The 17,620-nt window shown below is 38.4% G+C and carries 12 protein-coding genes; 3 read left to right on the top strand and 9 right to left on the bottom strand.

Annotated features, from left to right (window positions below; translation table 11 throughout):
- Positions 1-77: 77 nt before the first annotated feature.
- The 6 genes from PHT93_RS01440 to pdxB all read right to left on the bottom strand — a co-directional run bounded on the left by PHT93_RS01440 (position 78) and on the right by pdxB (position 8,910).
- The gene (locus tag PHT93_RS01440) at positions 78-770 is read right to left on the bottom strand and encodes a DUF3823 domain-containing protein (protein WP_300238585.1); all 693 of its coding nucleotides are present in this window, start codon (positions 768-770) and stop codon (positions 78-80) included.
- 18 nt (positions 771-788) lie between these two features.
- Positions 789-2,639 carry a RagB/SusD family nutrient uptake outer membrane protein gene (locus tag PHT93_RS01435; RefSeq protein WP_300238582.1) on the bottom strand — a complete coding sequence of 617 codons (1,851 nt, stop codon included), beginning with the start codon at positions 2,637-2,639 and terminating at the stop codon, positions 789-791.
- A gap of 13 nt (positions 2,640-2,652) precedes the next feature.
- Complete coding sequence (locus tag PHT93_RS01430; protein WP_300238580.1) at positions 2,653-6,060, bottom strand: TonB-dependent receptor; 3,408 nt, start codon at positions 6,058-6,060, stop codon at positions 2,653-2,655.
- A gap of 94 nt (positions 6,061-6,154) precedes the next feature.
- Positions 6,155-7,084: a FecR family protein gene (locus PHT93_RS01425; protein ID WP_300238578.1), complete on the bottom strand. Its 930-nt coding sequence runs from the start codon at positions 7,082-7,084 to the stop codon at positions 6,155-6,157.
- Positions 7,085-7,213: 129 nt separating this feature from the next.
- Complete coding sequence (locus PHT93_RS01420) at positions 7,214-7,786, bottom strand: RNA polymerase sigma-70 factor (RefSeq protein ID WP_300238576.1); 573 nt, start codon at positions 7,784-7,786, stop codon at positions 7,214-7,216.
- A gap of 14 nt (positions 7,787-7,800) precedes the next feature.
- Positions 7,801-8,910, bottom strand: a complete 1,110-nt coding sequence (gene pdxB / locus PHT93_RS01415) for a 4-phosphoerythronate dehydrogenase PdxB (protein ID WP_300238574.1) — start codon at positions 8,908-8,910, stop codon at positions 7,801-7,803.
- Between the two features lie 133 nt (positions 8,911-9,043).
- Here pdxB and PHT93_RS01410 point away from each other — a divergent pair, with 133 nt between their 5' ends.
- The 3 genes from PHT93_RS01410 (at position 9,044) to PHT93_RS01400 (ending at position 14,160) form a co-directional block, all read left to right on the top strand.
- Entirely contained in the window at positions 9,044-11,974 is a 2,931-nt protein-coding gene (locus PHT93_RS01410) for a DEAD/DEAH box helicase (RefSeq protein ID WP_300238571.1), read from the top strand.
- Between the two features lie 69 nt (positions 11,975-12,043).
- Positions 12,044-13,588 (top strand): glycine--tRNA ligase, encoded by a 1,545-nt coding sequence (locus PHT93_RS01405; protein WP_300238569.1) that lies wholly within the window; start codon positions 12,044-12,046, stop codon positions 13,586-13,588.
- A gap of 2 nt (positions 13,589-13,590) precedes the next feature.
- Positions 13,591-14,160 (top strand): FKBP-type peptidyl-prolyl cis-trans isomerase, encoded by a 570-nt coding sequence (locus PHT93_RS01400; protein WP_300238568.1) that lies wholly within the window; start codon positions 13,591-13,593, stop codon positions 14,158-14,160.
- Positions 14,161-14,217: 57 nt separating this feature from the next.
- On the opposite strand, the gene PHT93_RS01395 is transcribed toward PHT93_RS01400, so the two are convergent.
- Genes PHT93_RS01395 through PHT93_RS01385 form a run of 3 tightly spaced genes read right to left on the bottom strand, consistent with a single transcriptional unit; the run spans position 14,218 to position 17,619 of the window.
- Positions 14,218-15,564 carry an MATE family efflux transporter gene (locus tag PHT93_RS01395; protein ID WP_300238566.1) on the bottom strand — a complete coding sequence of 449 codons (1,347 nt, stop codon included), beginning with the start codon at positions 15,562-15,564 and terminating at the stop codon, positions 14,218-14,220.
- Positions 15,557-16,579, bottom strand: a complete 1,023-nt coding sequence (locus PHT93_RS01390) for an ABC transporter ATP-binding protein (RefSeq protein WP_300238564.1) — start codon at positions 16,577-16,579, stop codon at positions 15,557-15,559. Before PHT93_RS01390 ends, PHT93_RS01395 begins: the two co-directional genes overlap by 8 nt.
- Positions 16,579-17,619, bottom strand: coding sequence for an iron ABC transporter permease (locus PHT93_RS01385; protein ID WP_300238676.1), 1,041 nt, complete (start codon positions 17,617-17,619; stop codon positions 16,579-16,581). The genes PHT93_RS01390 and PHT93_RS01385 overlap by 1 nt, the downstream gene beginning before the upstream one ends.
- Position 17,620 lies beyond the last annotated feature (1 nt).

Raw genomic sequence — 17,620 nt, 5'->3', positions numbered from 1 at the left:
TTTCTAATAATATCTAAAACAAGATTTTTCATAAAATTGTCACCCCGGATCATAGCCGGGATGACAAATTTTATTTCTTATTGTAATGTTACTTCTAAAATAGGACTGTAATTTACAACATTATTAATAGTTGCACCCATACGTACATATACTTTATTACCATTTGACTGTATTTTGTACAAGTTCGATTTGTAATTATTATCATCTGCCAGATTAAAAACAATGGTTCCCTCCAAATTTTCACCTGTTTTCTTTCCTGCCTGATTTGCCTGACCATTATCAACTCCAGGAGCAAAATTCCATAACCCGAATATACTTGTTACCTTATATGAAGAATTAGTAGGAACAACCTTATAAGAGATTGAAACAGTTGTTCCCGAAATCGATGCTGTTGCACTAATTCTGGAATAGGGAGTAGCAACCAGGTCTAATTTAGTCTGCCCATTGATTTTTAAATTACTTTCGCATGGCATAATAAAAGGTCCATTTACCACTATTTTATATTCCCCGTTAAAAACTTTTGAATTTTCATATATACCTTCTGCCTTAGCGTAAAAGTCTATTGATTTTGTTGCGTCCGTATTCTGCTCATACAAATTGATAATAACTCCAGTAGAACCGGATACTGGTAACGGTATCGGTGTATTAGTCTCCGAATCAAGAATAGACCCACTTACTCCTCCGTTTGGTGCATCATAATTGTCTATATCATTCAGACAACTTGTGAAACCAATAATGAAGGAAAATAATATTAAATTTATTGTTTTCATAATCTACTCAATTTAAATTTAGTTTGTATAACCCGGGTTTTGGACTAATTTCGGATTCGAGTTCATATCATCCGAATTAATCTTTGTGTAATAGTTCTTCTCAAGGAATACACGCTTTTGTTTTGGAGTACTACTACTTTTTTCAAAGATGTATTTGTTGTCTCTGATGTCAAACCATGGATACAGAGCAGAGCCTCTGAATCCATTTAAGCCTCCTTGTTCAACATCTAAATGAGCAATTCTCCAACGTTTCATATCCCAGTAACGATGTCCTTCAAATGCCAATTCTATTTTCCGTTCATGTCTGATTTTATCCATTGTGATGTCGGTAAGTGCTTTCAAACCGCTACGTTCACGGATGGTGTTTATGGCAGTAAGAGCTTCACTGTTTTTCCCAAGTTCATAAGCAGCTTCGGCAAGGTTTAGATATGTTTCTCCTAAACGAAATACCGGCCATGGCGTCTCTGACTTTCCCATATTCATATCTGTAAGAGTTTCATCCCAGAATTTCTTTTGATAGAAACCTGTTTTAGATGCGTCTCCAGCATCTGCCCCTCCATCTTTTCCTGAAGTACTGTAAACTACCCCATCTACATCAACAGTATTTCCTCCATCGGGTTGACTGGTTGCAACGTGGCGTACATTATCTGAAACAATAATCCCTCTAATCCATTCAACTTGGGTGGTCTGACACGGTGATCCAGGTAGATAAACAGATGCATATAAACGAGGATCTTTACCCTCGAATAACTCATACATACTATCAAAGCGACGAGGTTTTCCTGTATTATCGGTAAGAATAAGTGTTCCTTCTCTACCATCCACATATTCGTATTCTTCAATCATCTCAAGTGTTGGTGCTACACCACAACCCCAACCTCCAGCTCGATATGAGAAAGGAGCGTTACGTTTATCCCAATCATGACCTTTACCTCCGGCAACATTGTATTGCTTTTGGAAAATATATTCTCCATTATCGCCATTTCCTTTTAAGAAAATATCACAATAGTTCTGTGATTTATCATCCGGTTTCTTATTGTAAAGAGAATATTCATTTAGAGCAAGTAAACTGTTAGAGGCGTCATAAGCTTCTTGAAATAAACGAGAGGTTTCTGAGGATGGGATACCAATAATTCCATTTAATTGCACTGTTCCATACTTGGATATAGATCCAGCGTATAATGCAGCACGAGAACATAAGGCTAATGCTGCTCCACTATTAGCACGATATTTGTTTTCTGAATTACGTGTTACAGGTAAATCTTTTGCCGCTTCCTTTGTCTCAGTAATAATAAAATCGTATATCTCTTGTTCTTTGTTACGTTCAATTAAAAGAGATTCCAAATCTCCCGGATTATATTCTTGAGGAGAGGTCACAAGAGGTACACCTCCATATCGTTTCACCAGAGTGAAGTAATGCATTGCTCTGAGAAACCGTACCTCAGCTCCCAATTCTTTCTTTTCAGTCTCTGTCAAAGCAGTTGCATCGGCAAGTTGCGTCAAAAAATCATTACAATTTCTAATATATTTATATCTGTCTGAAAATTTCTGCTCAAATAAAGCATCTTCATAAGTGTAACTTGCGTTTCCATTATCAAACATCGGATCCTTCTGGAATGATCCTTGTGCTTCGTCAGAAAGTGTTGTCGGATTCATTAAACGCCAGGAGTCTCGATACCAATAATTAAAGTCTTCTAATTGCAGATTTGCGTATAGATTCACTAATGTCGCATTTATCAACTTCGGGTTTTGCCATACCTGTTCAGGTGTGATAATATTGAATGACTCTTTTTCCAAATAATCATTACAAGAAATACTCCCTGCAATAATAGCACCCAAAGCGATTGTTTTTATTATAGTTGTTTTCATACGTTTGTCGTGTTTAAAATGTAAGACTTACTCCAAAATTGAAAGATTTCATCTGAGGGTAATAGCGTAAAGATGAATTATCATTTTCAGGGTCCATATACTTCATGATACCTGTTCGGTTGGTAAAAGTCAAAGGGTTGAAACTATTTACATATACTCTTAACGCCTCAATAGAAAGTTTAGAGAGAACTGATTTCGGGAGAGTATAACCGATTTCAAGAGTTTTTAGTCTTAAATAGTCGGCTTTTTGTAAAGTCCATGTACTGTTTTGTGTGTTGTTTTGATATCCTGTTGGTCGTAGAGCCGGCATATATCCAGGTATCCATTTACTGTTCATATCTGTGGGATCTTCTCTATGCCAACGATCAAGCCACATGGCAAGACCATTTCCTAATCCTTGCTGAATAAATGGATCCATAAGGTCTCCACCCATAAATACACTATGACCAGCAGCTCCTTGGAAGAATATGGTTAAGTCGAAACCTTTATATGCTCCATATAGATTGATGCCGTAATACATTCGAGGACTACTACTATATCCGATAGGAAGATTGTCTTTATCGTCAATGATTCCATCATTGTTTACATCTTCGAATTGTAAGTCTCCCGGCAATAACGACTTATTACCATTGCCATCCTGAACAGGAGCATTTAATATTTCGTCAAAACTTTGGAATTGTCCGATATATTTTTTACCCCATTTAATGTCTTTATATCTGTCATTCGAGTTGTTTTTCCAGTTATCATACATATTGGAGGATTCTGCACGTTCGATATAATCATTGTATTGTCTTGTAGAAGAGAAGTTTGCTTTAATTTCATAAGTGAAATCGTTGATTTTGTTTCTATGTCCAATTACAATTTCAAAGCCCTTTGTTCTGTCGGAATTGAGATTCTCCTGAGGTAAAGCTTGGCCGAAGGTCGTAGGTAATGTTAATATGCGAGTAGCGAGCAATCCATCCCTTTTGCGAACAAAATAATCAAATTCGGCATTAAATTTTCCTTGTAAAACAGAAGTCTCAAATCCGACATTATATGTAGTAGATTTATACCATGTCAGGTTTGTATTAGGCATGCCTCTATCGGCTGCACCATTTGTTAGTCCTGACGAACCAAGTACGTAGCTATTATTAGGATAGGTGTACCCTGTTAGATACTGATAAGCATCAAAGTCTCCTTCATCACCTATTTTACCGATTGATCCTCTTAGTTTGAAGTTCTCGACCATAGGTAATGCATCCTTAAAGAATTGTTCTTCCGAAGCCCGCCATCCTAAAGATAATGCAGGAAAGAATCCCCAACGTTTATCCGGACTGAATTTATATGAACCATCATAACGGAAGCTAACCTCTGCCATATATCTATTGTCATATGCATAGTTTAACCGACCAACCAAACCTGCGTGAGCAGAAACTTTAGCTGTCCCTCCATTATTCATATTTAACTTATCTCCTGCATCGATCTGATCAATAGCTCCAATTGCAAACTGTCTATAAGCCATAGCATTGTCTGTTCTGTCATTATATGACTCAAATAAAGCTAATGCGTTAATATTATGTTTCCCATTAAAAGTCCTGGCATAATTAACAGATGTTTGTACGTTAGGCTTGAAATAATTTTTGAATTCTGTCGTAAGTTCAGATATCGTATGACTTGCCTGAGTTTTGTACTCTTCAGTACTTTCATTATATACGTATTCGTAATACTCTTTATACCATTTCTTTACATAGTTATTATTGTAGTCATAAGCGAACAATGCTTTTGCAGAAAGTCCTTCGACCCAAGGTATTTGCCAGTTTAAAGCAATTGATCCGTTAAACTCCCTGCGGTCTCTGCGGTCATAACCTACATTGTCTATATCTGAAAGATGAACGGGATTACCTTTGTCTCCGGGGTTTGACCAATAGTTTTCATTGTCATTCGCATAAATAGAGAAAACAGGCTTGGCCATTTGGATACTTCTGGTCAGAGGTTCTGCTTCGTATGGTTTATTCCTACTATCAAACCAACCTCCTAATTGTAAATCCACCGTAAATCCTTTAACAATTTCAGCACTGATGTTTGATCTTACATTGTATTTAGAATAAGTATAATCTTTTGATTTATACATTCCCTCTTGATCGGTGTATCCTAAAGAAAAATAATATTTGACTTTCTCTGAGCCTCCTGATACATTCAAATTATGGTACATTTGAGGAATTGTGCCTCGTATTACTTCGTCATACCAGTCTGTCGTTCCGATACCCTGCTTGTATTGTTCTAACTGTTCGTTTGAATAAGGTGCAGCTACACCAACATTTTGTTGTGCCTCATTGTATAGCATAGCGTATTCATACCCATTCAGAAGTTCTGGATAACGGGTAATACTTTGTAGCCCATAATATCCTGAATAATTGATTTTGGGTTTTCCTATTTCACCTTTCTTAGTGGTAACAAGAATTACTCCGTTTGCTCCCTTGAATCCATATACTGAAGCAGAAGCATCTTTCAGAACACTGATTGACTCAATGTCATTCGCGTCAATTAATGTAAAGTCACGCTCTACACCATCTACAATAACAAGAGCATTTCCAAAACCACGAATATCAATTGAGGCCGCATCATCACCCGGAGCACCGCTTCGTTGTACGGCACGTAGTCCTGGGAGTTTTCCTGCTAATGTGTTCGTAACGTTCGGTGTTTTAACAGTAGCGATGTCTTTACTCTGTAAGGAAGCAACCGACCCGGTTACTGAAGCCCGTTTTTGTACTCCATACCCAACAACAACAACCTCTTCTAAGGTTTCTGTGTCTTCCGTCAGCTTAATGGTTAGATTTTCTTCATTCCCAATGCGGACTTCCTGTGTTTTAAAACCTATATATGAGATAACAAGAGTTGGGTTATTTGTTTGAAGGATAAGATTAAATATTCCGTTTATGTCGCTAATAGTCCCATTTGTCGTTCCTTTTTCTACAACATTAGCCCCAATTATGGGCTCATTGTAGCTATCTAAAATGATCCCTGTGACTTTTTTTTCTTGGCTTTTTGTAGTAGAAAGAATATCTCTGTTTTTTATATCAGTATTTGTTGATAAGATAACATATGAATTTTCTATCGAGTATTTTATTGACTCATCAAATAACTGATCTAAAATCTCAAAAATAGTTTTGTTTTTTGCACGTATGGATACTTTCTTATCTAGGTTTACATCGTTATGGTAAACAAACAAAAAATCTGTTTGTGTTTCGATGTCGTTTAATATATTTTCGAGTTTCGTATTTTCTTTGTTTAAAGAGATTTTGACATTCTGAGAATTATTATTCTCAGCGAATATCGGGAATCCTTTGATGTTGAGAATTGTAGATAAAAACAGAAAACATACCATAATAAGTTTTCTATTCAGACTTAACCTGAAGTTTGTTAATGAGGGTTTTATTTTCATAATCATTTGATTTAATATTAATAAATAGTATATAGATGCCATCAGCATCAATAGTTTTTAGGTTAACAAGATTATATTACATAGGCGGTTTCTTTTAATTAATAATATATGATTCATTGCTTTGTCGCATGATTTTAAAATTGGAGTCTGTTTGTAAAACTCTTAGAATGATATCCAAACCATCCGATATTCTGAATTTTCCATTAAATTTTTGAGTTTTCACTGCTGTATTTCGTATTTCAATCCTAACGTCATAACACCTTTCTAATCGTTTTATTAATTGTTGGAATTCTGTTTCTTTAAAACAAATCAAACCTTCTTTCCATCGATATAAATCAAAATCACTTATCGGACTTATTTTTATATTTCCGTTCACGACAGAAGCAATATTGTTGGGAGAAAGCATAATTGAACGGTCTTTTTTTTCTTTATCTATAATTTTCAAAGAACCTTTCATTAAGGCCGTAGAAAAAATATTTGTTTCTTTGTAAGTTTCTACATTAAATTCAGTGCCTAATACTTCTATGTCGCATTGATTAGTTCTGACCGTAAAGTTCATATTGTTGCGTTTCTTTTTTACAGAAAAAAAAGCTTCACCTTCAAGAAAGACCTCACGGTTCCCTTCAGCAAAAGAAGACGGATAAGAAAATTTTGTTCGTGAGTTTAGCCAAACTTTAGTACTATCTGATAATGTGAGGCTAATGCTTTGTCCAGCAGGGACAGTAATAGTATTCATTGCTGTCTCATTTGTTTCTTTTTTTATCATGACAAAATTACTCATGTAGCCTAATCCAAAAATTAGCGTAATAATGGCAACCTTTGTTATAAGTAGAGAAAGTTTAATTGTTCTTTTCTTCTCTTTTTCATGAGATATATTAGCAAATTGTATAGCATCGAAGAGCTGTCTTTCCTTTATATATCTTTCCGTATTATCCGGATGCTCTTCCGTCCAACGTCTGACTTCTCTTAATTCGCTGGTAGAAAAAGTTCCTTTAAAAACCTTATATAGTTTCTCTCTTTCCATATTCTATTTTGATGCTACATATAAAAAGGCAAATAACTAACAGTTTACCCTAATGGAAAAATGCTTTTTATTCCTTTTACAAAGAAAATTACACTTGCGTCTTAGAAAAAGGACGGAGAGGAGAGTTTGTTAATTGTAGAAAAAGTCAAAGACTGGTAATAACAAAGGTAAGTAGTCTTTTAAACGTTGGCGTAAATGAGTTAATGCTTTGCTGATATGAAATTCTACACTCTTTACTGAAAGACCTGTAATCTCTGCTATCTCTTTGTAACTTTTTTCGTCTTCACGACTTAATAAGAAAATTGCTCTTGTTTTCTCAGGAAGTTCACCTATGGCTTTTCTTAGTAAGACCTGTACTTCATCACAAAATAACATTGCCGGATCGCAAGACGAGAGAGAAGAAATGCGCATTTTCAAATCCCATTCCTGATCTGTCAGGATTTTGTCTGATAGATCATTCCAGCTTCTTAGCCTTTGAAGATAATTTAAGCATTTGTTTTTTATAACTGTGAGGATGTAGAGAGGGATATTTTTAACGTCTGTCAAAGAAGCTCTATTTTCCCAATAATACAGAATAGCTTCCATTACCATATCTTCTGCCGTATCTTTATCTCTTACATAGGATAAGGCAAAACGAATATAACGTTCTTTGTATTCAGAATAAATCTGATCAATTTTAGATATGTTCTTTTGCTCTTTCATGTCTAATAATTATCCTATTCGCAAAGATATCCTAATCTTTCTAACAACAAACGTTCTTCGGGGGTAGCTTTTATAATCGTATAAGCAGAGAATTCTCTCGGGTGAGAATAATTCGCACGAAACCATTCGAATTTGGGGGGGGCATTCCGAAGGGATTTGTCGATCTTATCCGGATTGAAACTGTGAAAAACAGCTTGTTCTATTCGATTCTTTTGAAATCTTTCGAGATTAATGGTGGGTTCTGCCGGTGGTGGCGGAAGCACGTCTGCTATTCGTACATTCGGAATGTTAAAGAAGGAAGAAATATGTTCGAGACAGGCTCGCGTTGCATTTGCTTTTCCATCTGCCGAGAATCCGGCTATATGAGGAGTTGCAATGGCTGCAATCTGAAGTAACTCCGGGTTAATCGAAGGCTCGTTTTCCCAACAATCTAAAATGAGTTCGCTGATTAATCCTTTCTCTTTTGCTTGTAATAGGGCTGAGGTATCATGGATACTTCCTCGCGCTGCATTCACAAACCAGGGCTTTCTTTTTAATTTGGAAAAGAACTCTTCATTGGCTAAATGAAAGGTGGCATATTTCCCTTTTCTCTCTAAAGGGGTATGTACGGTTATTATATCGGCTTTATGAGCTATTTCGTCTAACGATACAAATCCTTGTTCTCCTTCTTGAGCAGCACGAGGAGGGTCGTTCCGAAGGACGTGCATTCCTAAGGCCAAACAACGTTTTTCTATTTCCTTTCCGACATGGCCAACGCCGATAATACCGATTGTTTTATCTTTTAAAGATTCATTTTTACGTAGAGAAACTGCAAATAGAGACGCAATTACATATTGTGATACCGAAACGGCATTGCATCCCGGCGCATTACGCCATGTAATCCCGGCTTCATTGCAATAGGCGGTGTCAATATGATCAAATCCAATTGTAGCGGTAGTAATTAGTTTTACGCAACTACCTTCTAATAATTCACGGGTACATTTATCAATACTGCGTACGATTAGTGCATCTGCATTCTTGATTGTCTCCGGAGAAAACTCTTCTGAAGTAAGATACGTTACTTCTGCAAATTCTTCCGGAATTCCTTTTAGGAAAGGGATTGTATTGTCAGCTATTATTTTCATTCTCTTTGTTATAGTCTCTACTTGCTGTCAAAGTTACGGTTTTTAGTTTTTCGTTCGAGTAGTTTTTTTTTGAAACCTTCTTTACTTCTTGTCAGGATAGGCTATCTTTGTTGGTTATATTAAAAATGACTTTATGGATACGGACAACTTGTTTGTTGTAACAATTAGTAATCATCCGGTTTTGGGACCCTTATTGATTCCTTATTTTGCGCATAGGGTTTCAGATAAGGTTATTATGACGGATGAGAATGCAACAGTCAAGTCAAAACAGGAAAGAGCGATAAGTAAGGGGGAGAGGAAGATTATCTCCTTAGCTCAAGGCTATACGGAGAGAACGCTGATGAAGGCATTTTCAAAGGAGCGTACTCTGGCTGATTTTTTTCATAAAATGTCTGAAAAGGTATTGAATGAAAATATTCGTCCTTATATAGAGAAAAGGCATCAGGATATTATTGCTTTGATCAGAGCGGAAGGTATTCCTCTTTATATGAAAGATATGGGGGCTGATCTGTTATATGATCATCATTTGGTGTCATTAGCAACAAGTAATGTCGAAGTTTCTTTTGCCTGCGAAGCAACAGATCATTATTTTCGTTATGGTTTGCATTGTTCTTTGGACGGAAGGACTATACAGCTTCAAAACGAACGCCCGCTAATGGTTCTTGCTGTCGAACCTGCTTTGTTATTAATAGGTAGGGAACTACTCGTTTTTGATCGTATTCGTGCAGGTCGAATTTCGCCATTTCTAACAAAAAAATATGTGGAAGCTCCTGCTTCTGAAACGATGCGGTATCTGGAAAAGATAGTGCTCCCGTTGATGGAACAGTTTCCTGTTGAGGTTTCCGGTTTTAGATTAGTAGAGCAGTATCCGGCAAAGAGAGCGCATTTGGGTTTATTTTCGAATTTTGCGCAAACATTGAGATTGGAATTAATGTTTTTTTATGGTAAGAACTCGTTTTCTCCGTATGAGAAGAAGAAACGTACGTATCCTTATTTAGAAAAGAAAGCGGAAGAACCGACTATCTTTTATTTCCAAAGAGATAAAGACTGGGAGCAACAATGTATTAATTTTTTAATTGAAAATGGCTTCCGGCATGAAAGTGGTAATTTGTTCCGTAATTATCAGTTTGAGTCTGATTTTGCTTATGTTGACTGGATTAGCCAACATAAAGAAATGTTAGAAACGTTGTTTTCTTTTGAGTCCGTATCAGATATATCCTATTATATTGGTCCAATTGAAGTCAGGCAGGAAGTAACAGACACTATGGATTGGTTCGAAGTCCGTATAATGGTGCAGATCGGAGAGTATTCGTTTCCCTTCATTCGTTTTAAAAAGAATATCCTCAACGGTGATCGTCGCTACCTTCTTCCTGATGGCAAAGTGGCTTTACTTCCCGATGAATGGTTTGAGAAATACAATGATTTGTTTGTGTGGGGAGAAGCGGAAGACGACAAGGTGATTGTTAAGAAAATACATGCCGGGATGATTGACGAGAAGGTTTTCCAGCATGCAAGCCCTTTCAAAAAAGATTATGTTGAAAAGGAGAATGTTCTTGTCCCTCCAAAGATAAAAGCCGTATTACGTTCCTATCAGCAAGATGGTTTTTCTTGGTTAGCACATCTGACTAAGAATAAGCTAGGGGGCTGTTTAGCGGATGATATGGGATTGGGTAAGACCTTACAGACAATTACGCTTCTGCAATATCTTTACGATCCGGGTCCTCATGAAGAGAAGATGGATACCTTTCCGATAAAGATCGATCAGGTAGGGCAGTTGTCTTTGTTTGGAGATGAAATAAGTCTGACAGATGATGGAACAGACTATTTGAAACCAATAGAAGTGCAACAAGCATCGCTTATTGTTATGCCTACCTCGTTACGGCCAAATTGGAGACGGGAAATTCGTAAATTCAGCACTTTGTGTTTATACGAATATACGGCCGAAAGGCGGGCTAAGAATATTTCTCAGGTATTTAATCGGTATCATTGTGTATTGATTACATATGGTATATTACGAAGGGATATTGAACTGTTGGAGAAATATCCATTTAAATGTGTTGTTTTAGATGAAAGTCAATACATTAAAAATCCTGAATCTCAAACATATCATTCCGTTATGCGTCTCCGGAGCGAGCATCGATTTGTGCTTACCGGAACTCCGATTGAAAATTCATTGAAAGATCTTTGGGCGCAGCTTAATTTTATCAATCCCGGACTTTTAGGCTCGCAGTCTTTCTTCAGAAATCAATTTATTACTCCAATCACAAAGATGGGTGATACACGTATGCGTGATAAGTTGCTCCGACTGATTTCGCCTTTTATCCTGAGGCGCACCAAACAACAAGTTGCACCAGAATTGCCTCCTCTCACGGAGGAAATAATCTTTTGCGAGATGGGAACCGATCAGAAAGAGGTCTATCAGAAAGAGAAGAACAGTCTTCGGAGTTCTTTACTTGATGAATGGAAGCGAAATAAGATTGTAGCGCTGAACGGAATTTTACGGTTACGTCAGTTGGCGAATCATCCGAAATTGCTTTATTCTGATTATGACGGAAGCTCCGGGAAGATGGAGCAAATAATAGATACGTACGAAACGTTGTTGAGCGAAGGGCATAAAGTGCTGATATTTTCTTCATTTGTTACCCATCTCGACTTATTGGGCGGCGAATTTAAACAACGGGGTTGGGAATATGCTATGCTGACCGGAGGAACATCGGACAGAGAAAAAGAAATAGCCCGTTTTTCTAACGATCCAGCTGTTTCTGCTTTCTTTATTTCTCTTAAAGCCGGTGGAGTCGGTTTAAATCTGACGGAAGCCGACTATGTTTTTATCATTGATCCCTGGTGGAATCCGGCAGCAGAGATGCAGGCGGAAAGTCGTGCGCACCGCATTGGACAAGGAAAGCAGGTGTTTGTTTATCGTTTCATTTCGAATGATACAATTGAAGAAAAGATACGGGCTTTACAAGAGCGGAAGTGTGTCTTGGCGGAAACCTTTATTTCAGAAAACGATCCTTTGCAAAGTCTTACAGATCAGGAATGGCAGGACTTGTTGAAGGAATAAGTCTGTTTTCCAAAAAAATCATTTACTTTGTATCCTTATTGAAAGAATATTTTAAACTACTGCGCGAATATGGCACAAGAAGATGTTTTTAAGAAGTTAGTCTCACACTGCAAAGAGTATGGTTTCGTGTTTCCCTCATCAGAGATTTATGATGGTCTTGGGGCTGTCTATGACTATGGGCAAAACGGAGTGGAGTTGAAGAACAATATTAAGAAATACTGGTGGGACAGTATGACGTTGCTTCATGAAAACGTAGTAGGGATAGACTCTGCTATCTTTATGCATCCGACGATATGGAAGGCTTCAGGGCATGTGGATGCATTCAATGATCCATTGATTGATAATAAAGATTCTAAGAAACGCTATCGTGCTGATGTGTTGATTGAAGACCATCTGGCAAAGATAGACGAAAAGATAAATAAAGAAGTGGCAAAGGCCGCAAAGAAATTTGGCGATGCTTTTGATGAAGCGCAATTTCGTGCAACAAATACCCGGGTATTGGAGAATCAGGCAAAAAGAGACGAAATACATGCTCGTTTTGCAAAAGATCTGAACGACTCTAATTTTGAAGATTTACGCCAGTTGATCTTAGACTGCGAAATTGCATGTCCGATATCCGGAACCCGCAACTGGACAGAGGTGCGTCAGTTCAACCTGATGTTCTCTACTGAGATGGGCTCTACGGCAGAAGGTGCATCCAAAATCTATCTTCGTCCGGAAACGGCTCAAGGTATCTTTGTAAACTACTTGAACGTACAGAAAACAGGTCGTATGAAGATCCCGTTTGGTATTGCACAAATCGGGAAGGCTTTCCGTAATGAGATCGTAGCCCGTCAGTTCGTTTTTCGTATGCGTGAATTTGAACAAATGGAGATGCAGTTTTTCGTTCGTCCGGGTGAAGAATTGGAATGGTTTGAAAGTTGGAAGGCTACACGCCTGAAGTGGCATAAAGCACTTGGCTTAGGTGATGAGAAATATCGTTATCACGATCACGATAAATTAGCCCATTATGCGAATGCAGCAACGGATATCGAATTTGAAATGCCTTTTGGATTCAAAGAAGTGGAAGGTATTCATAGCCGTACGGATTTCGACTTGAGTCAGCATGAGAAGTATTCCGGCAAGAAATTGCAATATTTTGATCCCGAACTAAATAAGAGTTATACCCCATATGTGATTGAAACATCTATCGGCGTGGATCGTATGTTTCTTAGCGTAATGGCCGGTTCTTATTGTGAAGAAACTCTTGAAAACGGAGAAACTCGTGTTGTATTGAAATTGCCGGCAGCTTTGGCTCCGATAAAATTGGCGGTATTACCTTTGGTGAAGAAGGACGGACTGCCTGAAAAAGCCGAAGAAATTATCAATATGTTGCGCTTCGACTTCCGTTGTCAGTACGATGAAAAAGACTCGATCGGTAAGCGTTACCGTCGTCAGGATGCTATTGGCACTCCTTATTGTATAACGGTTGATCATGATACCCTAAAAGACAATTGCGTGACGATCCGTTTCCGTGATACGATGGAACAAGAACGTGTCAGCATTGACCAACTTCATGCAATTATTACTGAGAAAGTAAGCATGAAGTCATTATTAAAGAAAATAATCGAATAAACATGATGAAGAAATTATTCTATCTGCTTGCAGTAATAGCATGCACGGGAGCTATGTTCTCTTCTTGCAGTAGCGACGATGATGACGATATTTATATTGTTGACGATGCCTGGCAAGCAGATAATGAGCGTGTTTTTAATGAAATAGCTCAAAATCCGGAGTATAAAGAGTTGAAATCCAAATCGAATGCCGGTTCAATCTATTACAAAGAGTTGGAACCCAAATCACCTGCAACTCTGACAGAAGAACAGATATTCTATACGAGTACGGTGAAAGTGTATTACTATGGTATGTCTATGGATATAACCAGCCGGAAAATGGAATATCTATTCGATACATCAGACTATCCCTTACGTGATCCAGCTACTTTTGCAGTAAGTGGAGTTGTTGACGGCTTTGCTACTGCATTACAATTTATGCATCCGGGAGAACGTTGGGAAATCTGGATCCCCTGGAAATTAGGGTACGGCTCAACAGGCAACAGAGATTCCTATTCCGGAAGTTCAAAAGTTCCATGGGCCTATTCAACTTTGAAATTTGAAGTAGAAGTTGTAGAGATTGTAGAAGAATAAAAACTTAGATATAATTTCTGAAGGGGGTGCTTTAAGCATCCCTTTGTTTTTTATCAATCAAATAACCTTATTCTTCTCCGTCTTAAGGTGATGCCACAAGAATATCCATGAGGTGATGGCTGCTAAGACATCGGAAAAAGGGGCAGCTAACCAAACGCCATTCAGGTTGTATAAAGAGGGAAGAAATAGGATTGCCGGGATTAAATAGAGACATTGACGACTCAGACTGAGGAACATTGCTTTCCAGGCAACACCAATACTTTGAAAAAATTGACTGATCACGATTTGGGTACCTACGATAAAGAAGGCCGACAGGGTGATGCGTAATCCGTTGGACGCGATATTGATCAGCTCTTCATCTATTGTAAAGGCTCGTACTATCAATTCGGGAAACAGGATACTGCATGTGCATCCTATTGTTGTAATAATGGTTGCCGCAATCATTACAAAGCGGAATGTTTCTTTTACTCTTTCACGATTTCCTGCTCCATAATTAAAGCCTACAATTGGTTGCATTCCTTGCGTTATTCCCATAATTAATAAGACGAGTAATAGGCCTATACTGCTGATAATACCATTTGCTCCGATGGCGAGGTCTCCTCCGTGCTCTTTCAGAGATTGGTTCATGATTACATTGACTAAGCTGCCTGCAAGTTGCATCGCAAACGGAGACATACCTATTGTGAAAATGCTCAACATGATCCGTTTGTTGGGGGCGTAATATTTCTTTTTAAAGCGTATGATGCTGTCTTTTCCATAAAAATGACTTAACACTAAAGTGGACGAAATAGCCGTGGCAATAATGGTTGCCCATGCCGCTCCTCGTATCCCCCAGTCCATAACGATAATAAACAACCAATCGAATAATACGTTAAGTGCACCGCCTAATACCATTAATATCATAGCTTTACGGGGATATCCCGAAGCGCGCATTATCGCATTAAATCCAAAGCTAAGTGCCGCTAATACATTCCCGGGAATGGATATATATAGGTAGTCTTTCGCATAAGGCATGGTCTGTTCGCTTCCTCCAAAGAGAACAAGCATATCTTCCATGAAGATTAAGCTGGGCGTAATAGTGAGGGCAGATAAGATGAACGTAAGTGTGAATGCATTTCCTAATACATTTTCGGCCATCTCGTTTTCTTTTCTTCCCATAAAGATAGAAACGCGTGTCGCTGCTCCTGCACCAATGAGCATTCCGAAAGCTTGAAGAAACATTAAGATAGGAAATGTAAGTGTTAATCCCGAAATAGCCAAGGCGCCGACAGACTGTCCGATAAAAATACGATTTACGATGTGATACATCGCATTTACCATTGTTCCGATTACAGCAGGAACAGCGTAGCTTAATAGTAAAGGTGCAATTTTTTGGTTTTCTAATTTATAAGTAATCTCATTCATTTTTCATTTTTGTTTTAATGTTGCGTATTACTTCAAACACACAATTCACAAGTTGCTTGTTTCCGTTGGGATGCTGAATGCTTAGTTCTGTCGGAGAATGACAAATTACGTTGATATGTTCCGGACTCACTTCGGAAGGGCGGAATCCGTTTCTGACTAAGGCGTTGCCTACCCAATAAGAAGTGGTGAAGTCACCTTCTACACCAATCTGTTTTTGAGGGATTTCGGTATTTAATTTCCCCGTAGTAACATCAAAAAGTATGCCTTCTTTTTCAAAAAAAGAACCGAATGTTCCTTCTAATATCAAATCTTCCGGTATCCCACAAGCTATAGGACGGTTTTTGTCTAACAACCAGAAACAATCTCCCATCTGGATTGCCATATCCATGTCGTGTGTAGATAAAAGGATCGCTTTGTTCTGTTCAACCGCCAATTTACGGAGCAAGACCATTGTTTCAATCCGGCTCGTTACATCAAGAAAAGCTGTCGGTTCGTCTAACAGTATGATGGGGCATTGTTGTGCCAGCGTTTTTGCAATCATGACTTTTTGCTTCTCTCCATCACTAAGTTCTGCTATTCGCTGATGGGCTTTATGGGCGACACCCACCGCTTCGAGGGATTCTTTAATCACCCGGTGATCTTCTTCTTTGAGTTTGCCGAAAAAACCGGTATAGGGATGTCTCCCTAAAGATACTAACTCATACGCTGTTATTCCTCCGGCATTCGTCTTTTCAGTCAGAACAACACCAACCGCCAAAGCAAAGTCGGATTGCGAGAACTCTTTCAAAGGCTTCCCTTGCAGAAATACGGCTCCTGATAAGGATTTCTGGAAACCGCATAGCGTACGTAATAACGTCGATTTTCCAGCGCCATTCAACCCAAGCAAACAGGTGACTTCCCCTGCGTAAAGAGACAGGTTTAATCCCTTATGAATAACCTTTTGTCTGCCTCCTTTCAGACTATAGCCAATACTTAGTTCCTCTGTCTTAATTACCGTCTGTCTTTCTTTATTCATCAGTTAAAATATTGAATGGACTTCCGGTTTAACAATACATAGATTATTACAGGAGCTCCTAATAAGGGGGTAACTGCATTGAGAGGAAGGATCGTATTGCTGCCGGGTACAACCATTAGTATTGTACATAGTAAAGCCACGCATGATCCCGTAATCAGGGTGACCGGCAAAAGCGACTTGTGGTTAGAAGAGCCCAACATCAAACGTGCTATATTCGGAACGGCTAATCCGATAAAAGATATAGGGCCGCAAAAGGCTGTCACCGAAGCGGCCAGTAGCCCTGTGCAAAACAAAATCAGAAAACGAGTCTGCTTTATCTTTACACCCAGATTTGCGGCATACATTTCGCCTAACAGAAGAGCATTCAGCGGCTTTATCAATAACAGAGCAAGGACTAAACCGCTTAATGTAAAGGATGCGAAGTAGGGAAGTTGTTCTCTTGAAACCCCTGAAAAATTTCCTAATCCCCACATAACAAATGCATGTACTTTATCCGCTGAAGCGTAGTAATTCAAAATAGAAATGACGGATGAAACTAAATAACCTACCATAATGCCGATAATCAGTAAGATAACATTGCTTTTTACTTTCGTGGAAAAGTAAATAATGATGGCAAGTACTATACTGGCTCCTACAAAGGCAGCCAGAACGACTGTCAGGTAAGCGTTTGTTGTCAATCCTGTCATCTGATTCAATGAGGCTCCGAAATAGAGCATAACGGCTGCTACTCCTAAGTTAGCCCCATCTGTAATACCCAATATAGATGGCCCAGCTAAAGGATTCTTAAATAATGTCTGGAGTAATAATCCGCTCACGGCTAAAGAGGCTCCGGCTAAGATGGCTGTACAGGATTGTGGAAGCCGGGATTGAAGCAGGATATGTTGCCAGGCAATTTTTTCTGTTTCCGCTCCGGTCAAAATCTCCCATATCGCTTTTATAGGAATACGGACAGAGCCATACACCAGACTGATTACAAACAGCACAATTAATAGCGCGGAAAGTGATATAAAAATATGCCTTTTACTTTTGGGAGATAACATC

The organism is Massilibacteroides sp., assembly GCF_028705895.1.
Classification (GTDB): domain Bacteria; phylum Bacteroidota; class Bacteroidia; order Bacteroidales; family Tannerellaceae; genus Massilibacteroides.
Note: the sequence above shows the minus strand (reverse complement) of the source record. Positions and strands in the feature narration are given on the sequence as shown.